Source organism: Arhodomonas sp. AD133, from assembly GCF_051195215.1.
In the GTDB taxonomy this organism is placed as follows: domain Bacteria; phylum Pseudomonadota; class Gammaproteobacteria; order Nitrococcales; family Nitrococcaceae; genus Arhodomonas.
Genome location: NZ_JBNAZM010000002.1, coordinates 37,730 through 57,373 on the forward strand (window position 1 = coordinate 37,730; position 19,644 = coordinate 57,373).

Here is a 19,644-nt window from a genome sequence, read left to right on the forward strand (position 1 = left end):
CACCCGTCCTGTGTCCGCGTGAGCCGGGCTCGCCGGCCTGAGCCGTCGCTGACGGGCGATGCAGCTTGCATGCCATGGCCGGTGGTCTAGTGATATTGCCCGGGAGGCGGGGCGCAGAGCGGTAATGGGCGTCGGCATGGCGGCGAAGACCCGGGCGTGAGCGCGCCGGTGTACCGTGTATCTGGCACAGAGTGTGCCATGGTCGGGACAGTGCTTCGCGGCGGCGGCTGGAGGCGTCGGCGTGCCCCGCCGCCGGGGCGGGGCACGTGCCGTGGTCGGGTGGCGATGCGGGGTGGTCAGTCCGGTGACGGATTGATCCCGTGGCGGCGCATCTTGCGGTAGAGCGTGTTCCGGCTGACGCCCAGCTCCGTGGCGGTTCGGGTGACGTTCCAGCGCTGGCGTTCGAGCTCGCGAAGGAGTGTGTCGCGCTCGGCGCATTCCAGGGGCGACGCGGAAGGCGATGCCGGCGCTGCCGGTTCCGTGCTTTCCGCCGGCTGAATGGAGGCGGCCTCGGAGGCCGCTTCCCCGGAGGCAGGGGTGGCGATCTCCGGTGGCAGGTCGGCGACACGGATAACGCCGCCGTCGCACAGGGCGAGCGCCGTACGCAGACAGTTGCGCAGTTGCCGGATATTGCCCGGCCAGTGGTAGGCGAGCAGGCGCTGGAAGGCTTCGTCGTCGATACCGGCGGCTTCCCCCGGATCGCTCTCGGCAGCGAGGGCGGAGCGGATGAGCAGATCCTTGTCCCGGCGCTCGCGCAGCGCCGGCAACTGCAGGGTGATTCCGTTCAAGCGGTAGTAGAGGTCCTCGCGGAAGCTGCCTTCCGAGACCAGGCGCGGCAGGTCCTGGTGGGTGGCGCTGATGACGTGCAGATCCACGGGGATCGGGGTCTCGGCGCCCAGGGGCAGGATTTCGCGCTGCTCCAGCACCCGCAGCAGCCGGGTCTGCAATTCCTGCGGCATGTCACCGATTTCGTCGAGGAAAAGTGTGCCGGCGCTGGATTGCAGGATCTTGCCGCGCATCCCTTCACGGCGGGCGCCGGTGAACGCGCCGCCCTTGTAGCCGAACAGCTCGCTCTCGATCAGGGATTCCGGAATCGCCGCGCAGTTGACCGCCACGAACGGCTGCTCCGCACGCCGGCTGGCGTCGTGTATCGCCCGTGCCATCGCCTCCTTGCCGGTGCCGGTCTCGCCCTGGAGCAGCATCGCCACGTCCCGGTCCACCACGCGCTCGGCACAGCGGACGTTGTAGGCCATGCGCGGGTCGCCGCCGGCCATGAGGGAATTCAGCGTCAGTCCCGCCGATGCCGGTTCCGAACGCGGCGGCCTGATCACCCGCCCGGTGGATACCCGTGTTCGCGCCTCCTGATTGCGGTTGACGGGGCCGCGCATCATGGCGAAGTAGCGGGTGCCGTGACGCAGGTCGTGCACCGGCCAGACGGATTGTCCCTGGCGGAAGCTGCGCTCCTCGATGGCGTTGGGCGAGAGGTCGAGGACCTCGTTGATCGCGCGGCCGACCAGGTCGATCTGCGATTGCTGACCGAGCTGGGAGACGGCGCTGCGGTTGGCCGCCAGGATGACGCCATCGCCGTTGATCGCCAGCATGCCCTCGTTGAGCAGACCCACGAACTCCGGGCGCACGTGAAAGCGCAGCACCCAGTCGTCGTGGAAGACGCGCAGGAAGTTCGAGTTCTCGATCAGCCGTGCCGACATCTGCACCAGGGCGACGGTGTGGCACTGACTCTGGCGCGTGTCACGGCTGTTGACCGATGAGGCGTCCAGAACCGCCGCCAGATTCCCCTTGGGATCGTGAATCGGCGATGCCGAGCAGGACAGCGCGGTGTTGCACGACAAGTAGTGCTCGTCGCGATGGATGGTGATCGGCCGCTTCTCCTCGATACACGTGCCGATGCCGTTGGTGCCGGCGTGTGCTTCGCTCCAGGCCGCACCAGGCCAGAGACCGACGTCGAGGAAATCGCGGTCCAGGGTCGGATCCCCGACCCAGTCGACGATGAACCCCCGGGCATCGGTGAGAATCACGGCGTAGCCGGAGCCCGCGGTCTGCTCGTAGAGGTTGTGCATTTCGGTGCGGGCAATGCGAAAGAGCTCGCCGAGCTCTTCGCGATGCGCGTGCAACTCCGACTGCTCGAGCACCACCTCGACATTCGTCGTATCCGGCTGCAGCCCGTAGCTCGACAGGCATCGCGTCCACGACTGAGCGACTCGGCGGGCGTCGTCGGGTTCCGGCAGAGCGGTGGAGGTGCGGCTCCAGCGGTCAACGGCCTGGATGACGCGTCGCGCGTGTTTCGCTTCGGTATGCGTCACGGAATCTCCTCCCCTTGTGCGTAGCCGTTCGAACAGCGCCCGTCGTTGTAGTTGGGTCGGTGGAATGGGCGCTTCGCGTTTCGCCACACCAGCCCTTCTAGCAAGGATCGTGCTGAGCGTGCATACCGGCCGTCGTAAAGGGCACGCCCGCCGGGCGTCCTCAGGGCCCAACGGCGAGGCGTACTGTGACGATGCCACGAAGACCGGGTCGCCGGCCACAGCCGTGCGTCGTGGCCCGGCGTGGCCGCGGTGCGTGACGGCAGCGGGACGAGCGCGGGTTACACACTGTCACATTCGTGCACCAGTGGTTTCGCGTGGCGCGTGCACCCTGGCTCGGGCGCGGTCGTGCGCGATGCCGAAGCAGCGGCACGGGGGCAGCGCCAGCGCACCGTCGCGGCGTTCCCAACGGTGATACCTGGCCGGAAGGCGCCTACAAGCACGGCGGTGGCTCCGCCTGACTGACCGGCAGCTACGATCCCGAGACCGATACGCTGTTTTTGGGGCGTGGGCAATCCCGGTCTCTGGCTCGCCACGCTGCGTCCCGGCAAGAACCTCTACACGAACTCTGTGCTGGCACTCGACCCCGACACGGGGGATATCAAGTGGTACTACCAGTACACGCCACACGGCACCTGGGAGACGGCGTCAACCATAGCGTGCTGACGGACAGCGAGTACCAGGGTGAGACGGTTCCCGCGTTGCTGCACGCCGATCGCAACGGCTGGTTCGTCGCGCTCGACCGTCGCGATGGCGACTTCCTGTGGGCCGAGCCCTTCGTCCGGGTCGACTCGATCACCGGCTATACCGACGAGGGCGTTGCCATCGACGACGACGAGCTGCGTCCCGACGTGGGCAAGGAGGTGTTCACCTGTCCGAGCTTCCTCGGTGGCAAGAACTGGTGGCCGATGGCGGTGAACCCGGACCAGGGGCTGGCTTTCGTCCCCACCCTGCATGCGTGCATGAAGATGGAAGGCACGGCTGTCAGCTATATGGCCGGTCTGCCGTACCTGGGTGAGACGTTCGAGGTGTTGCCCGAGCCGGGCAGCGACGGCTGGGGGGAAGTCCAGGCAAGCGACGTCAACACCGGCGAGCAGGTGTGGTCCCACCGCACGGATCTGCCCTGGAACGGCGGCATGCTCGCCACGGCATCGGGGCTGGTGTTCAGCGGGAGTGCCGACGGCTACTTCACCGCATTCGACGGCGAAACCGGCGAGGTGGTCTGGAAGAGCGACAAGCTGGTCTCCGGGATCATCGGCGTGCCCAGCAGCTACACGGTCGACGGCAAGCAGTACGTGGCCGTCTACGCCGGCTGGGGCGGGGCCACTCCGAGGCCGCGACCGCCGAAGCACCAATCGATGTATGCGTCGATCAGGCCAGCCCCACTGAGGACTTCGATCGCGCCGTGGCCAATGCCGTCGGCGAACGGTTGGATACCTCCGTTGCCGTGCAGGCATTCGACGGAACCGGTGACGATGAGAGTGGATTCGTTCCGGCACGATTCGCCCGCCTGGCCGAATCACGCTGTGATGTCATCATGGGTTTTCCGGTCCCGCGGGAGAGTCCGTGGGTACCGGAGTCGCTGGAAGCGACCGACGCCTACGCGGCGATCATGGCCTAACTGCTCCGTGAGAATGGATACGATGTCGGTACATCCGAGCTCACCTACGATGCCGCCATGCAGTCCGAGCATCCACTGGTGTGGCGGGATGACGCCTCATCCGGGGTGGGCGGAACCGTCGTCAGTGAGGCATCCCGGGCCCGCTAGGTTCGGTCTGCGGCAATCCTGGGTGTCGAGGAACGCCTTGGCCCGGCTCCCGCCGGGCCAAGGTCGTCTGGTCCCGGTGTGCCACCGCGGGGAAGCGGTTAGGTATTCTCTGCTCCGGGGCCGGAAGTGGCCAGCGCTTCCAGGTCGCGCTCCAGTAGCGAGGGGTCGCCCAGGTTGAGCTCCACCAGGCGGCGCAGGTGCGCCGCGCTGTCCAGCGGCAGCCCGTCGCAGCGCAGTCCCACCATACTGCCATGGCTGTGGACCGCGGTGACCTGCATCTGTATGCGGGCCTCCCCGTCCAGCTCGATGACGAGCTCACCGGATTCAGGCAGTGCATCGGCTGCGCTCTCCGCCTCCACCAGGGCGCCGTGCAGGCTGAGGTCGATCACCCTTACCGACACTTGATCCCCCGCGCCGCTGAGATAAGCCGGGCGGTCGACGTTGACGCGGTGAAAACGGCGCCGCTTGAAGTCGCTGTCGCTCATCTGTCCTCCGGCAGCGGTATTGGCCTACTGTCCGCCACTATAGACGCGCATGGCACGGGTGCCGCGCCGGCGGGGCACAACATGCAGGGCGTTTCAGCGTCCCACGGCCTCCATGCGTGGCAGCTCGCCACCCAGGCGGGCGGTGATCTCGCGGGCGGTGCGGGAGACTGCCGCCCCGAGCTCGTGCATGAGGCTGTCGGTGATCCGGGCCTTGGGTCCGGATACGGAGATCGCCGCCAGTGCCTTGCCGGTTTCGTCGTGAATGGTGGAGGCCACGCAGCGCAGACCGATGGCGTGCTCCTCGTAGTCGCACGCGTAGCCGCGTTCGCGGATCTCGGCGAGGTCCGCGCGGAGCTTGGCCGGCGTGTCCAGCGTGTTCGGGGTGACCTTGGGCAGGCCGCGGCGCTGGAGGATGCGTTCGATTTCCGCCTCGTCCATGCTCGCCAGCAGTGCCTTGCCCACCCCCGAGGCGTGCAGGGGGGCGCGGCTGCCGAGCTTGACGATCATGCGCATCATCTCCTGGGATTCCACCTGGGCGAGGAACACGGCGTAACCATCGTCCTGGACGCCCAGGTTCGCGGTCTCGCCGGTCTCCTCCATCAGGCGGTGGAGGTACGGGCGCGACTCGGCGACGAAATCGCGCGCGCTGACGAAGCCGTTGCCGACGATGAACGCCTTCACGCCGATGTGCCAGAGGCCGAGCTCCTCGTCCTGCTGCACGAACTGAAGCTGCTCGAGGGTGCGCAGCAGCCGGTGCGTGGTCGACGGCGCCAGGCCCGCCATCTGCGAGACGTCCGACAGCGACAGGCCGTGGCCGGCGCCCGCCAGCGCCTCGAGGATGTTCAGCCCGCGGGTCAGCGACTGGCTCTGGCCAACGCTGCGGCCGGAGGTGCGCGGGCGCCCGGTGGTTCGGGTCTGTCGTTCAGCCAAAATCCGTCCTCACGGCAGTTCTTTCCGTATGCGCCGTAGGATACCGTTTCCGGACGACCATGTCCCGGGCCCCGGAAAACGGGGCCCGTTTCCACCGGGCGCTTCGGCGCGGCACCGGCGGGCGGCCGCTACTGCGCGTGGTAGATCTCGCTGCCCCGCTCGCGGAATTCCCGCGCTTTCTCCTCCAGCCCGATCTGCACGGCGCTGTCGTTGTCGAGCCCCTTCTCCCTGGCGTACTCGCGGACTTCCTGGGAGATCGCCATGGAGCAGAACTGCGGCCCGCACATGGAGCAGAAGTGGGCGAGTTTGTGCGCCTCCTTGGGCAGGGTGGCGTCGTGGTACTCCCGCGCCCGCTCCGGGTCCAGCCCCAGGTTGAACTGATCGTCCCAGCGGAACTCGAAACGCGCCTTGGACAGCGCGTTGTCGCGGATCTGGGCGGCCGGGTGGCCCTTGGCCAGATCGGCGGCGTGGGCAGCGATGCGGTAGGTCACGATGCCCTCGCGCACGTCGTGCTTGTCGGGTAGCCCCAGGTGTTCCTTGGGGGTCACGTAACAGAGCATCGCCGTGCCGTACCAGCCGATGTTGGCCGCGCCCAGCGCGGAGGTGATGTGGTCGTAGGCGGGGCCGATGTCGGTGGCGAGCGGCCCGAGGGTGTAGAACGGCGCCTCGTGGCAGTGCTCGAGCTGCTCGGTCATGTTCTCGCGGATCTTCTGCAGCGGCACGTGCCCGGGACCTTCGATCATCACCTGCACGTCATGGCGCCAGGCGATCTCGGTGAGCTCGCCCAGTGTCCGCAACTCCGCCATCTGCGCCTCGTCGTTGGCGTCGGCGATGCAGCCGGGGCGCAGTCCGTCGCCCAGGGAGAAGGCGACGTCATACGCCTTCATGATCTCGCAGATATCCTCGAAGTGGGTGTAGAGGAAACTCTCGGTGTGGTGGGCGAGGCACCACTTGGCCATGATCGAGCCGCCGCGGGAGACGATGCCGGTGACCCGGTCGGCGGTGAGCGGCACAAAGGGCAGACGCACGCCGGCGTGGATGGTGAAGTAGTCCACCCCTTGTTCGGCCTGCTCGATCAGCGTGTCGCGGAACATCTCCCAGGTGAGGTCCTCGGCCTTGCCGTCGACCTTCTCCAATGCCTGGTAAATGGGCACCGTGCCCACAGCCACCGGGGAGTTGCGCAGCACCCACTCACGGGTCTCGTGAATGTGCTTGCCGGTGGACAGATCCATGATCGTGTCCGCGCCCCAGCGCGTCGCCCAGGCCATCTTCTCCACTTCCTCCTCGATGGAGGAGGTCACCGCGGAGTTGCCCATGTTGGCGTTGATCTTCACGCGGAAGTTGCGGCCGATGATCATCGGCTCGCTCTCCGGGTGGTTGATGTTGTTGGGGATGATGGCGCGGCCGCGGGCGAGTTCGTCTCGCACGAACTCCGGCGTGATCTCCTCGGGAATCGCCGCGCCGAAGGACTCGCCGGCATGGCGCTTGCCGAGCACCGGGTGATCCCGGTAGGCCTCCAGCTTCTGGTTCTCGCGGATCGCCACGAACTCCATCTCGGGCGTGATGATGCCTTGGCGGGCGTAGTGCATCTGGGTGACGTTGGCGCCCGCCTTCGCCCGGCGCGGCGCCCGGATATGGCCGAAACGCAACTCCCCGGTCGCCGGGTCGTCCAGGCGTTCGCGGCCGAAGGCGGAGCTCGGGCCGTCCAGCGTCTCGGTGTCGCCGCGCTGGTCGATCCACGGACCGCGTAGCGCCGGCAGGCCTTCGCGCAGGTCGATGACCGCTTCGGGGTCGGTGTAAGGGCCGGACGTGTCGTAAACCGCCAGTGCCGGATTCTTCTCGGCGCCGAACTGGAACGGGGTGTCGCTCTGCGCGATCTCGCGCATGGGCACCCGGATGTCCGCTCGGGAGCCTTCCACGTAGATCTTGCGGGAGCCGGGGAAGGGGCGGGTGACCTCGCTGTTGAGCACGGCCGCCGCCTGGCGGACGTCCTTTTCATTTGCGCTCATGTTCAGTCGCCTCGTTCGCATCACGTGAAGGGGCGACGAAATGGGGGTGCGCGCATTGTCCAGAGAGCGTGAAGCTTCCCTACGCCGGTACTAGCCGGGTCAGGTTCCAAGGGACTCTCTCAGCCCGGACCGCCGGTCCGGGCACCCCCGCTTCGTCAGCGTTGTCGCCGCACCCCGTGGCGGGTGCGACAGGTTGCAGCATAGGTGGGGCCGGGGGCGGGGTCAAATGCGGCGCCGTCCCCGACCCGTGGCCGCCCGCCATCCGTCGGCCACGCATTCACAAAAATGGAAACAATTTCCAATTTGTTGACACGGTCAGTCGTGTGAGCTAGCGTTCCATTCAACAGAAACCCGTTCCGAATAATTATGGAGGAGCGTGCCGTGGCCAAGATGACTGCTGCCGAAGCGGCTGTGTGGGTGCTCAGGAAGGAGGGCGTGGATGCCGCCTTCGGGGTGCCCGGTGCCGCCATCAACCCGTTCTATGCCGCAATGCGCAAGATCGGCGGCATCGATCACGTGCTCGCCCGTCATGTGGAAGGCGCTTCCCACATGGCCGAGGGCTACACGCGCACCAGCCCCGGGAACGTGGGCGTGTGCATTGGTACCTCCGGCCCCGCCGGCACCGACATGGTCACCGGCCTGTACTCGGCCGCCGGCGACTCCATCCCGATTCTGTGCATCACCGGTCAGGCCCCGACCTCGCAACTCCACAAGGAGTCCTTCCAGGCGGTGGACATCGAGTCGGTGGCCAAGCCCGTGACCAAGTGGGCGAAGACAGTGCTCGAGCCAGCGCAGGTGCCGCGGGCCATTCAGCAGGCCTTCCACGTGATGCGCTCCGGCCGTCCCGGCCCGGTGCTCGTCGATCTGCCGCTGAACGTGCAGATGGCTGAGATCGAGTTCGATCCGGACACCTACGAGCCGCTGCCGGTCTACAAACCCTCGGCCACCCGCGCGCAGGTGGAGAAGGCGCTGGAGATGATGAACGCCGCTGAGCGCCCGCTTCTGGTCTCCGGCGGTGGCGTGATCAATGCCGATGCCGCCGAGCTGCTGCAGGAGTTCGCCGAGCTCACCGGCACGCCGGTCATTCCCACGCTCATGGGGTGGGGCACGATCGCCGACGACCACCCGCTGATGGCGGGCATGGTGGGTCTGCAGACGGCGCACCGTTACGGCAACGCCACGCTGCTCGAATCCGACTTCGTGATGGGCATCGGCAACCGCTGGGCGAACCGTCACACCGGCGGGATCGACACCTACACCGAGGGCCGGACGTTCGTGCACGTGGACATCGAGCCCACGCAGCTCGGGCGCGTGTTCGGGCCGGACTACGGCATCGTCTCCGATGCCAGGGCGGCTCTGGAGCTATTCGTCGAGGTCGCACGCGAATGGCGGGATGCCGGCAAGCTCGCCGATCGCAGCGAGTGGTCGGCGTCGTGCCGCGAGCGCAAGCGCACCATGCTGCGCAAGACCCACTTCGACGACGAGCCGGTGAAGCCGCAGCGCGTCTACGAGGAGATGAACCGCGCGTTCGGTCCGCAGACACGGTACGTGAGCACCATCGGGCTCTCGCAGATCGCCGGTGCGCAGTTCCTCCACGTCTACAAGCCGCGCCACTGGATCAACTGCGGCCAGGCCGGTCCGCTGGGCTGGACCGTGCCGGCGGCTCTCGGTGTTCGCAAGGCCGATCCGGAGGGCGAGATCGTCGCGCTTTCCGGTGACTACGACTTCCAGTTCATGCTCGAGGAGCTCGCCGCCGGCGCGCAGTTCAACCTGCCCTACATTCACGTGCTGGTGAACAACTCCTACCTGGGGCTCATCCGCCAGGCGCAGCGCGGCTTCGACATGGACTATCAGGTGCAGTTGTCCTACGAGAACATCAACTGCCCGGAGATCAACGAGTATGGCGTCGACCACGTCTCCGTGGTCGAAGGGCTGGGCTGCAAGGCGATCCGGGTGTTCGACCCGGACCGGATCCAGCCCGCCTTCGAGCAGGCGCGCGAGCTCATGCGTGAGCACCGTGTGCCGGTGGTGGTCGAGATCATCCTCGAGCGGGTGACCAACATCTCCATGGGCACGGAGATCAACAATATCAACGAGTTCGAGGCCCTCGCCGAGCAGCTCGACGAGGACGCGCCCACGGCGGTCGGCCACCGCTACGACCAGTAACGACGCGCCATTACGACAAGGGAGGTGCGAGACATGCCCAAGTTTGCCGCCAACCTGTCGATGCTCTTCACCGAGCACGACTTCCTCGACCGGTTCAAGGCCGCGGCCGATGCCGGCTTCAAGGGGGTGGAGTATCTCTTCCCCTACGATTTCGCCGCCAACGACGTGGCGGACGCCCTGAAGACGAACGGCCTCACCCAGGTGCTGCACAATCTGCCGGCCGGTGACTGGGGCGCGGGGGAGCGTGGCATCGCCTGCCACCCCGACCGCGTGAGCGAGTTCCGCGAGGGCGTGGACAAGGCCATCGAGTACGCCAGGACCCTCGGCTGCCAGCAGCTCAACGTGCTCGCCGGCAAGGTGCCGGAGGGTGTGGCCGAGCAGCAGGCCCGCGAGACTTTCGTGGAGAACGTGCGCTTCGCCGCGGACAAGCTCGAGGCCGAGGGTATTCGTCTGCTCGCCGAGCCCATCAACACCCGCGATATCCCGGGCTTCTTCCTGCACAACACGCGGCAGGCGCTCGAGATCTTCGACGAGGTGGGCTCCCGCAACGTGGCGCTGCAGTACGACATCTACCACATGCAGATCATGGAAGGGGATCTCGCCCCCACCATCGAGGCCAACCTGGAGCGCATCGCGCACATCCAGCTGGCCGACAACCCGGGTCGCCACGAGCCGGGCACCGGCGAGATCAACTACCCGTTCCTGTTCAGATTCCTTGATGAGCACGGCTATCGCGGCTGGATCGGCTGCGAGTACAAGCCGGCCAACGGCACCGAGGCGGGGCTGGACTGGGTCAAGCCCTATCTGTGAGCGGCCAACGCCATAGCGACGACGCATTTACAGGAGGCAAGCAATGAGCAAGATCGGATTCATCGGCCTAGGCATCATGGGCGCGCCCATGGCCGGTCACCTGCAGCAGGCGGGCCACCAGATCTTCACCGTCGAGCACAGCAAGCCCATCCCCAAGGAGCTCGCCGACGGTGGTGCCGAGGTCTGCGCCAACCCGGCCGAGGTGGCCAAGCAGGCCGACATCATCATTACCATCGTCCCGGACACCCCGGACGTGGAGAAGGTGCTCTTCGGCGACAACGGCGTGGCCGAGGGCCTGTCGGCGGGCAAGACCGTCATCGACATGAGCTCCATCGAGCCCATCGCCACCAAGGGCTTCGCCCAGAAGATCAACGATCTCGGCTGCGAGTACGTGGACGCCCCGGTCTCCGGCGGTGAGGCCGGCGCGAAGAACGCCGCGCTCACCATCATGGTCGGCGCCACCGACAAGGGCTTCGAGACCGCCAAGCCCCTGTTCGAGATCATGGGCAAGACCGTGACCCACGTGGGTGGCAACGGTGACGGCCAGACCTGCAAGGTCGCCAACCAGATCATCGTCGCGCTCACCATCGAGGCGGTGGGCGAGGGGTTGCTGTTCGCCTCCAAGGCGGGCGCGGACGTGAGCAAGGTCCGCGAGGCGCTGCTCGGCGGCCTGGCCCAGTCCAAGATCCTCGAGATGCACGGCGAGCGCATGATCAAGCGCACCTTCGATCCGGGCTTCCGCATCGAGCTGCACCAGAAGGATCTCAACCTGGCGTTGCAGGGTGCCCGCCAGATCGGTGTATCCCTGCCCAACACCGCCACTGCGCAGGAGCTGTTCAACGCGTGCTCCGCCAACGGCGGCGCCGGCTGGGACCACTCCGGCATGGTCCGGGCGCTGGAGCTGCTGGCCAAGCACGAGATCAGCGAGTAAGCGTGCTTGGGGCCTGCTGGTGACAGGCCCTGACCCCCGGCCCCGCGCCCCGCGCGGGCCCGGCCGATTGCCTCCCTCGGGCGCTCCCCTGCGCCCGCCACGGGGTCGTTCGTGAATCGTGGCCGCGCCCTATGGGCCCCGTGGATTTCGCACCGGCACCCGGTTTTCCGGGTTGCCGGTTTTTTTGGTCCGGAGCGGGTCAACGAGTCGTGGCCGCTCGGTGCCCCGTTGTCCCTGGCGGATGATACCGTTAGTGTCGAATTTTTCGTCACGGGGATCGTATGTCGCGCCGGTGCGTTCGCGTCCGGCATCCTGTGAACATACCGACCCGTTAACGGGAGAGTTACCGTGATACCGATCGCTCGCCGCCTGATATCACTCCTCGCCATGGTCCTGATCATCTCGTTCGGTGCGACCGGTACGGCGTTTGCCCAGTCCCAGGGGGAGTCCGGCGACACCGCGGAGCGCCCGTCCTACGCGGCCATGGCCGACCTCCTCGAGGACGAGCAGTCCCGCCAGCGGTTGATCGACGAGCTCCGCCGGCTCGCCACGGAGCCGGAGGCGGGCGAGGCGCCGCCTGCCCCCGCGGCGGAAGCGGCCGAACCGGCGGCCGGGCAGCCGTCTCTGCCGCGGCGCATCGCCAGTACCACCCAGGCGTTCGCCGAAGAGCTGGGCGAGCGTCTGGGGGCGGCGACGGCGGCGATCACGGCGCTGACGAGTGCGGATGCCGCGGATCGCGACGTCGACTTCGCCGCGGTGGCCAGTGTGGCGACGCGCTTAGCCCTGGTGGTAGTTGCCACGGTGGTGCTGTTCTTCGTCCTGCGGGCCCTGGCCAGGCCGCTTTTCGCCCGCTGCGGTCGCTGGGCGGCGCGCGACGGGGGGCGCTCGATGCTGCGCCGACTGGCTGCCGTCACTACCTGCCTGCTCGTGGACCTGGCAGCGGTAGCGCTCGCCGGCGTCGGCGGCTACGCGCTGGCGCTTTTCGTGCTGGGTGAGCGGGGCAGCCTGGATGCCGCCTCGTCGCTGTTCATCAACGCTTTCGTGCTCATCGAGGCGTTCAAGGCGCTGCTGCGAATGATCTTCGCTGCACGCTACGACAGTCTTCGCCTGTTCCCCGTGTCGGCGCACGCGGCCGGCTACTGGAATAGCTGGCTGGCGCGTCTGTCCGGGTTTATCGGCTATGGCCTGCTGGTGGTGGTGCCCATCGTCACCGCCAACGTGTCCGCGGCGCTCGGGCAGCTGGTCAGCCTTGCAGTGATGGTGATCGCCTTCGTCTACGCGCTGGTGGTGATCCTCAAGAACCGCACGTGGGTGCGCGAACGGCTCGAGGCGCGCGCCAACCAGGCGTTGATGGGGGTGACCGGTGTCGCGCAGCGTCTGCTCGCGCGCACCTGGCACGTGCTCGCTATCGCCTATTTCGCCGTGCTGCTGGTGGTGAGCCAACTTCGCCCGGCGGACGCCCTGCCGTTCATGATGCGCGCCACCCTGGAGACGCTGGTCGCGGTCGCCGTGGGTCTGCTCGTCTCCAGAGCGCTGACGCAGCGTTCGCGGCGGCGTATCGAGCTCTCCGCTGACCTGCATCGCCGTCTGCCCATGCTCGAGAAGCGGCTGAACGCCTACGTACCCAACGCGCTCAAGGTCGCCCGCGCGGTGATTCTGGTGGCAGTCGTACTGGTGGTGCTCAATGCCTGGGAGGTGTTCGATCTCGCCGCGTGGCTCGCCTCCGAGGCGGGCATGGGCCTGGTGATGATGTTCGTGCGGGTTCTGCTCATCCTGGCGATCGCCGGGCTGCTGTGGATGGCGGTGGCAAGCGGTATCGAGCATCGCCTGAGCCCGGAGACCGGCAGTGGCGAGCCCAGCGCACGGGAGAAGACGCTGCTCACCCTCTTCGGCAATGCGCTCGCGATCGTGTTCATCACCATCACCGCGATGATCATGCTCTCGCAGATCGGTATCAATATCGGGCCGCTCATCGCCGGTGCCGGTGTCCTCGGTCTCGCCATCGGTTTCGGGGCCCAGAAGCTGGTGCAAGACGTCATCACCGGCGTGTTCATCCAGATCGAGAACGCCATGAACACCGGCGACGTGGTCACCGTCGCCGGAGTGAGCGGAACCGTGGAGCGGCTTACGGTGCGCTCGGCGGGTATCCGCGACCTCTCCGGCACCTATCACGTCATTCCCTTCTCCTCGGTGGATACCGTGGCCAACTACATGCGCGGCTACGCCTACCACGTTGGCGAGTACGGTATCGCCTACCGCGAGGACGTCGACGAGGCCGTGGAGCACCTCGAGGCCGCGTTCGAGGAGCTCCGCGCGGACCCGGCCTGGGCGAAGGAGATCCTCGACGACCTGGAGGTGAGCGGCGTCACCGCGCTCGCCGACAGCTCCGTGAACATCCGCGTGCGCATCATGACCACGCCCGGCAACCAGTGGGCGGTGGGCCGCGCGTACAACCGCGTGGTCAAACAGCACTTCGACCGCGCGGGCATCGAGATCCCGTTCCCGCATCTCACCCTGTACTTTGGCCAGGACAAGGACGGCAGTGCACCGCCGGCGAACGTCGCCGTCGCCCAGGGTGGCCCGGGCTACGACGAGCTGATGACCGCGGCGGAACGCGGGCGCGAACCGCAGGCGGGCGACGACGATGCCGCCGCGGCGAAAACGCCGCCTCCAAAGCAGCAGGACATGCCCCAGGGGGAGGGCTGACCGGAACCGCCGGAGTGTGCCGGATTACCGCCCCCACCCCTCGTAGCCGGCGACGTTGTCGGCCGTGATCAGGCGGGATGGGATGTATACCCGCGTGGGGGACGGTTCGCGGCCACGCAGGATGTCATAGCCGAGCTCGACGGCCCGGCGGGCGATGCGCCCGGGGAACTGGGCGGCAGTGGCGCGGATGAGGCTGTCGCCGCTTTTCAGCCGTTCGACCACTGCTGGCGAACCATCCACGCTGACGATGAACACGTCGTCGTGGCCGGACCGCTGTGCGGCGAGCTCCGCACCGAGGGCAGTGGGGTCGTTGATGGCGAATACGGCGTCCAGATCCGGGTGGCGCGTGAGTAGCGCGGTCATCTTCTCCAGCCCGCCGCGCCGGCTGCCGCCGCCGTTCTCGGCGGCGGAGAGCAGATCGACACGCGGGTAGCCGGCCAGCACCTCGCGGCAGCCGGCCACACGAGCGTTCACCGCGGACACCGGCGGCCCGTTGATGATGACCACCTCGCCGTGGCCGTCGAGTGCCTCGGCCATGTGCTCGCAGGCGATGCGGCCGGCCTGGGCGTTGTCGGTGGTGACGGTGGCGTCGGCACCCTCCGCCTCCACGTCCACCGCCACCACCCGGGTTCCGGCCGCCTGGGCCCGGTGCACGGCCTCCGCGATGCCTTTGGGCTCGGAGGCGGACAGGACGATCAGGTCCCGGGCCTCGCGGACGAAACGCTCGATCTGAGCCTCCTGCCGCGGCAGGTTGTAGGCGCTGGATACCACCGTGACGTCCACATCGCCGGCGAGCTCCCGGGCGCGGATCTCGGCATTTTCCGCAATGGCCACGAAAAACGGGTTGCCCAGGTCCAGCACGGATATGCCCAGCGACCGCAGCGGCCCGGCGGTTGGCGCCGTGGGCAGCGCGAGCAGTGCGGCGGCGGCGAGATGCACGATGGCGGCGCGCGGGGTCGGTCGGTTCATCATTCTCATACGGGGTCGTCCCGGGTTCGCCCAATGGCCTCGGCGAGGGCATCGAGCCGATAGGGCTTGGCGAGTACGGGGACGTCCTCGGCCAGCCCGTAACGCTTGACCAGCAGGTCGCGGCTGAGCCCGGACGTGAGGACCACCGCAGGGGCCGAGTCCCGGGCGACGATCTCGCGGCGGAGCTCGACGCCATTGCCGCCTTCACCGAGGTTCACGTCGGTGAGCATCACATCGTAGCCCTGGGCGTCGAGATCCAGCGCCTCGCGCGCGGTCTCGGCATCGGCGACGGCGACCACTTCGTGTCCCAGGCGTTCGAGCATGTCGCAGGCGGTCTCGCGCACGTCGTCGTCGTCCTCCACCAGCAGCACGCGCCGTGCCGGCGTCGTCCCGCCCGGCGCGGCCTTGGCGGCATCGGCCGCCATCGCTGGCCGGATCGTGGTCGGCAACTCCAGCCGCACCGAGGTGCCTTCACCGACGCGGCTGGTAATGCGCACGTCGCCGCCGGACTGCTTGACGAAGCCGTAGACGATGCTCAGGCCCAGCCCGCTGCCACCGCCGCTCTCCCGCGTGGTGTAGAAGGGTTCGAGCACGTGCTCGAGCTGAGCATCGGGAATGCCGCAACCGGTGTCCGCCATCTCGATGACGGCCGGGCCCTTGCGGGTACCACGGGTGCGCACGGTGAGCCGGCCGCCGTCGGGCATCGCCGCGCTGGCGTTGATCGCGAGGTTGAGCAGGGCGTTCTCGAGCTGCTCCCGGTCCACGTCCACCACCGCGTCGCGTGCACCCAGGTCCAGCTCGATGCGCACGGCCGGGCCGACGCTGTACTCGATGAGGTCCACCATGCCGTTGACCAGGGAATCCACATCGGTGGGCTGTGGGGCGAGGCGTTGCTTGCGGGCGAAGGCCAGTAAACGCGCGGTGAGCGAAGCGCCGCGCTCGGCTGCGGCCAGGGCGCGCCGCGCGTACCGGCGGTGGCGGTCGGCCAGGGCGGGGTCATCGTCGAGGAGTTGCAGGTTGCCGGTGACCGCGGCGAGCAGGTTGTTGAAGTCGTGGGCGACGCCGCCGGTGAGCTGACCGAGCACCTCCATTTTCTGGGACTGGCGCAGTTGTGCCTCCACCGTCTTGCGCGCGGTGAGATCGCTGTAGAGCGTCACGAAGCCGCCGTCGGGCATGGGGCGGCTGCGGAACTCCACGACGCGGCCGTCGGTGAAGTGGCGCTCGAATGCCTGGGGCTGGTGCTGGCGGCGCTGGTTGAGCTCGCCGGTGGCGAGTGCGGTGCCTTCGGGCGTGCGGTTCTCGCTCGCCACCGGTGGCAGCAGCGCCTGTACTTCCTGCAGCGGCATTCCTGTATGGATGCGTTCGGCGGGCAGCCCGAGAATCTGCAGGTATTGCGGATTCCAGGTCACGAGCCGGCCCTGGGCGTCGAATACGCTGAGGCCGTCATTGATGTTGTGAAATACCGTTTCCAGCAGCCGCGACTGCTCGTCCAGGGCCACGGCGTTGCCGCGGAAGACGTGGAATGCACGGGCGAGGGCCCCGAGTTCGTCATCCCGATCCGTGGCGGGGGTGGCGCGGGCGGTGTCTCCCTGGGCGAGGCGGGTCATCAGGTGGGTCACGGCCTTGAGGTTGCCCACCAGCTCGCGCACCAGCAGCGCGCCCAGCGCGGCGGCGGCGGCGCAGACCAGCGCAATTACCACGATGCCCGTCTTGCCCGAGCGCACCGTGGCGCCCAGCGCCTCCGCCTGAGTGCCCACGCGTTGCTGCAGGGCGGTGACATAGGTGCGCACCTCGCTGCTGAGCTGTTCGGACAGGGCCCGCGTCTGCGCCAGGAGGAAGGCCTGCTCTTCCTCGATGGCGAGCTTGCGCGCGCGCAGGGCGAAGATGCCATCCTCGCCGTTGCCGATTCCGCGCAGCGCGGTAGCGGCCGGTGTGCCGGCGAGCGCATCGACGCGTTCGTCGTAGGCCGAGCGGAAGCGATTCAGCGCATCGGTGGAGTCGGCGGCCGCGGCGGCGGTGAGCGCGGTGAGTGCCGGGGGCAGTGCCGCCGGGCCGTTGTCGGCGTCGTCCCGGAGCTGGCCGATGCGGTAGAGGTGCTGGCGAATGTCCTCCTGGAGGTAGAGTCCGTCGCGGGTCTTGTCGATGAGTGCCGTGAGTGTGTCGTCGAGGCGCCCGACCAGCGCGGGCAGGCCGGGCGCGGCATCCTCCAGGTCGGGGATTCGGCGGGCGAGGGCGAGCACGTTGCCGATGCGCTCGCGCAGCGCCGCGCTCTCCGCCTGGAGCTGGAAGGGGACGTTCACTTCGGCCACGTAGGGCGCCAGTGCGGCCAGGTTGGCGGCGCGCTCGGCGAGCTCCAGGGAGCGGGCGATCTCCGGGAGCACGCGCTCGTTGAAGCCCTGCATGGCCCGGTCGGTGTTGGTGAGGCTGCGCCAGCCCACGGCCGCGAGCAGCAGTGCGGCGATGGCCAGGATGGTGAAGGCGAGCAGCAAGCGCGCGCGGACGCTTGCGGGGATCAGGCGCGGCATGGCGGTCAGTACTGGGTGACCCGTGCGGCGAAGATGTAGCCCATCCCGCGTTCCGTGCGGATGTAGCGTGGTTGGCGAGGGTTGGGCTCGATCTTGCGCCGCAGCCGGAGGATGAGCACGTCGATGGTGCGGTCGAATACCTCCGCATCGTAGCCGCGGGTGATCTCCAGGAGCTGATCCCGGGTGAGGACACGGTTGGGGTGGCGCACGAACGCCTCCAGCAGGCTGTATTCCCCGTGGGTGAGCCGCTGAGGCTCGCCCACGGGGTCGATGAGCTCCCGCCGGCTGAAATCCATGACCCAGTCGCCGAAGGCGTAGCGCTCGCGGGCGTCCTCGCCTACCGCCGCCGGCGTGCTGAGCTCCGTGGAGCGGCGCAGCATGGCGCGCACGCGGGCGACGAGCTCGCGGTTGTTGAACGGCTTCATGAGGAAGTCGTCCGCGGCGAGCTCCAGGCCCAGTATGCGGTCGGTGTCGTCGCCCTTGCCGGTGAGCATCATGATGGGGATGGCGGAGGCCTCGCGCAGCCGGCGTGCCAGCGCCAGCCCGTCTTCACCGGGCAGGCGCAGATCCAGGATCACCAGTGCGTAGGCACGCTCGGCGAGTGCCGTCTCCATGGCCGCACCGTCGGCGACCGTGGCGACGTCGTAGCCGCTGTCCGTGAGCAGGTCGTGGAGCAGCGCCTGCATCTGCGGCTCGTCGTCGACCACGAGCACGGCGGGACGCACGGGCTGCGTCATGTTCTTGTCCTCCTCCACTCGTTCGTCATCCCGGCTGCGTTGGCCGGGGCACCTCAGTATCGCCGCCGGAGCGGGGCATTTCATTTCAAATGTTACAACCCGGCGCCCGCGATGAAATTCGTCATTAGCACGCGGCTCGTCCACTGGGAGCGTCGCCGGCGGCGAGCGCATCGACCGTCGCTGCCGGCGCATCGCGCCACGTGCGCAAGCGTTCGGGGCCGCACCAGGCGGCCGAGACGGAAAGCAGGAGGAGAGCCATGATGCGTGCATTGCTGCGTGCCACGACCATCGTCGTGGGTATCGCTATCACGACACCCGCCGCGTTCGCTGCCGACCAGCCGCTGGTCGGCATCATCACCAAGACTGACACCAATCCTTTCTTCGTGAAAATGAAGGAGGGCGCGAAGAAGAAGGCCGAGGCGCTCGACGTCGAGCTGCGGACCTTCTCGGGGCGCTTCGACGGCGACAACCAGTCCCAGGTCCGGGCGGTCGAGAACCTCATCGCCGCCGGCGCCGACGGCATCCTGATCTCGCCCAACGACCCGTCAGGCATCGTGCCCGCCATCCGCCAGGCGCGAGAGGCGGGCATTCTCGTGATCGCCCTGGACACGCCTCTGGATCCGGCAGACGCCGCCGACGCCACCTTCGCTACTGACAATTTCCGCGCCGGCGAGCTCATCGGTCAGTGGGCGCGCAAGAGCCTGGACGGCGCCGCCGAGGATGCCCGCATTGCTCTGCTCGACCTCAACGAGAGCGAGATTACCGTGGACGTCGCCCGCGATCAGGGCTTTCTCAAGGGATTCGGTGTCGACCTCAAGGACCCCAAGGATATCGGCGACGAGACCGATCCGCGCATCGTCGGCCATGACATCACCCAGGGCGCCGAGCAGGGCGGCCGCCGGGGGATGGAGAACCTGATCCAGAAGGATCCGTCAGTGAACGTCGTCTACACCATCAACGAGCCCGCTGCCGCGGGGGCGTACCAGGCGCTGCGGGCTGTCGGCCTCGAGGACCAGGCGTTGATCGTCTCCGTCGACGGTGGCTGCCCGGGCGTGGAGAACGTCCAGGCGGGCGTGATCGGCGCCACGTCCATGCAGTTCCCCCTGCGCATGGCGAGCATGGGCGTCGAGGCGGTGGTCGAGTACGTCGAGACCGGCGAGAAGCCCGCCGAGTCGAACGTCAACACCGGCGTCGAGCTGATCACCGACGAGCCCGTCGAGGGCGTGCCGTCGAAGTCCGCCGAGTGGGGCCTCGAGCACTGCTGGGGCTGACGGCGCCCGAGCGCGTGCG

Annotated in this window: 15 protein-coding genes, 1 pseudogene and 1 riboswitch; of the genes and pseudogenes, 8 read left to right on the forward strand and 8 right to left on the reverse strand. The window is 68.0% G+C overall.

The window, feature by feature from the left end:
• Positions 1 to 296: 296 nt before the first annotated feature.
• Positions 297 to 2,321, reverse strand: a complete 2,025-nt coding sequence (locus tag ACPEES_RS01635; protein WP_435100333.1) for a sigma-54-dependent Fis family transcriptional regulator — start codon at positions 2,319 to 2,321, stop codon at positions 297 to 299.
• A 504-nt stretch (positions 2,322 to 2,825) separates the two neighbouring features.
• Here ACPEES_RS01635 and ACPEES_RS23550 point away from each other — a divergent pair.
• Positions 2,826 to 2,984 (forward strand): hypothetical protein, encoded by a 159-nt coding sequence (locus ACPEES_RS23550; protein WP_438825205.1) that lies wholly within the window; start codon positions 2,826 to 2,828, stop codon positions 2,982 to 2,984.
• Here the strand turns inward: ACPEES_RS23550 and ACPEES_RS01640 are convergent.
• Positions 2,930 to 3,427 (reverse strand): hypothetical protein, encoded by a 498-nt coding sequence (locus ACPEES_RS01640; RefSeq protein WP_435100765.1) that lies wholly within the window; start codon positions 3,425 to 3,427, stop codon positions 2,930 to 2,932. The genes ACPEES_RS23550 and ACPEES_RS01640 overlap by 55 nt on opposite strands.
• Between ACPEES_RS01640 and ACPEES_RS01645 the strand changes: the two are divergent.
• Both ACPEES_RS01645 and ACPEES_RS01650 read left to right on the forward strand, forming a co-directional pair.
• Positions 3,311 to 3,556 (forward strand): annotated as a pseudogene (locus ACPEES_RS01645) (outer membrane protein assembly factor BamB family protein); the annotation flags it as partial. The gene ACPEES_RS01640 and the pseudogene ACPEES_RS01645 overlap by 117 nt on opposite strands.
• Before the next feature lie 167 nt (positions 3,557 to 3,723).
• Positions 3,724 to 3,939: a hypothetical protein gene (locus tag ACPEES_RS01650; protein WP_435100766.1), complete on the forward strand. Its 216-nt coding sequence runs from the start codon at positions 3,724 to 3,726 to the stop codon at positions 3,937 to 3,939.
• A 245-nt stretch (positions 3,940 to 4,184) separates the two neighbouring features.
• Here ACPEES_RS01650 and ACPEES_RS01655 read toward each other — a convergent pair whose 3' ends face one another.
• The 3 genes from ACPEES_RS01655 to thiC all read right to left on the reverse strand — a co-directional run bounded on the left by ACPEES_RS01655 (position 4,185) and on the right by thiC (position 7,510).
• On the reverse strand, positions 4,185 to 4,571 hold the full coding sequence (locus tag ACPEES_RS01655; RefSeq protein ID WP_435100336.1) for a PilZ domain-containing protein: 387 nt from the start codon (positions 4,569 to 4,571) through the stop codon (positions 4,185 to 4,187).
• A 93-nt stretch (positions 4,572 to 4,664) separates the two neighbouring features.
• Positions 4,665 to 5,501, reverse strand: coding sequence for an IclR family transcriptional regulator (locus ACPEES_RS01660; protein WP_435100339.1), 837 nt, complete (start codon positions 5,499 to 5,501; stop codon positions 4,665 to 4,667).
• A 128-nt stretch (positions 5,502 to 5,629) separates the two neighbouring features.
• Complete coding sequence (gene thiC / locus ACPEES_RS01665; RefSeq protein WP_435100342.1) at positions 5,630 to 7,510, reverse strand: phosphomethylpyrimidine synthase ThiC; 1,881 nt, start codon at positions 7,508 to 7,510, stop codon at positions 5,630 to 5,632.
• A gap of 58 nt (positions 7,511 to 7,568) precedes the next feature.
• A riboswitch (TPP riboswitch) is annotated at positions 7,569 to 7,669 on the reverse strand.
• A 231-nt stretch (positions 7,670 to 7,900) separates the two neighbouring features.
• Here thiC and gcl point away from each other — a divergent pair.
• The 4 genes from gcl to ybiO all read left to right on the forward strand — a co-directional run bounded on the left by gcl (position 7,901) and on the right by ybiO (position 14,123).
• A complete protein-coding gene (gcl, locus tag ACPEES_RS01670; RefSeq protein WP_435100761.1) occupies positions 7,901 to 9,676 on the forward strand; it encodes a glyoxylate carboligase in 1,776 nt (591 codons plus the stop codon).
• A gap of 33 nt (positions 9,677 to 9,709) precedes the next feature.
• Positions 9,710 to 10,486, forward strand: a complete 777-nt coding sequence (gene hyi, locus ACPEES_RS01675; protein ID WP_435100345.1) for a hydroxypyruvate isomerase — start codon at positions 9,710 to 9,712, stop codon at positions 10,484 to 10,486.
• Positions 10,487 to 10,529: 43 nt separating this feature from the next.
• Complete coding sequence (locus ACPEES_RS01680; RefSeq protein ID WP_435100348.1) at positions 10,530 to 11,417, forward strand: 2-hydroxy-3-oxopropionate reductase; 888 nt, start codon at positions 10,530 to 10,532, stop codon at positions 11,415 to 11,417.
• Between the two features lie 348 nt (positions 11,418 to 11,765).
• Positions 11,766 to 14,123 (forward strand): mechanosensitive channel protein, encoded by a 2,358-nt coding sequence (ybiO, locus tag ACPEES_RS01685; protein WP_435100351.1) that lies wholly within the window; start codon positions 11,766 to 11,768, stop codon positions 14,121 to 14,123.
• 24 nt (positions 14,124 to 14,147) lie between these two features.
• Here the strand turns inward: ybiO and ACPEES_RS01690 are convergent, their stop codons facing one another.
• From ACPEES_RS01690 to ACPEES_RS01700, 3 genes are read right to left on the reverse strand one after another with little or no spacing between them, the layout of a single operon-like run.
• The gene (locus ACPEES_RS01690) at positions 14,148 to 15,101 is read right to left on the reverse strand and encodes an ABC transporter substrate-binding protein (RefSeq protein ID WP_435100354.1); all 954 of its coding nucleotides are present in this window, start codon (positions 15,099 to 15,101) and stop codon (positions 14,148 to 14,150) included.
• Complete coding sequence (locus tag ACPEES_RS01695; RefSeq protein ID WP_435100357.1) at positions 15,098 to 17,617, reverse strand: PAS-domain containing protein; 2,520 nt, start codon at positions 17,615 to 17,617, stop codon at positions 15,098 to 15,100. Before ACPEES_RS01695 ends, ACPEES_RS01690 begins: the two co-directional genes overlap by 4 nt.
• Before the next feature lie 5 nt (positions 17,618 to 17,622).
• Entirely contained in the window at positions 17,623 to 18,354 is a 732-nt protein-coding gene (locus tag ACPEES_RS01700) for a response regulator (protein WP_435100360.1), read from the reverse strand.
• Between the two features lie 257 nt (positions 18,355 to 18,611).
• Between ACPEES_RS01700 and ACPEES_RS01705 the strand changes: the two genes are divergently transcribed.
• Positions 18,612 to 19,625 carry a substrate-binding domain-containing protein gene (locus tag ACPEES_RS01705; RefSeq protein ID WP_435100363.1) on the forward strand — a complete coding sequence of 338 codons (1,014 nt, stop codon included), beginning with the start codon at positions 18,612 to 18,614 and terminating at the stop codon, positions 19,623 to 19,625.
• Positions 19,626 to 19,644: the final 19 nt, after the last annotated feature.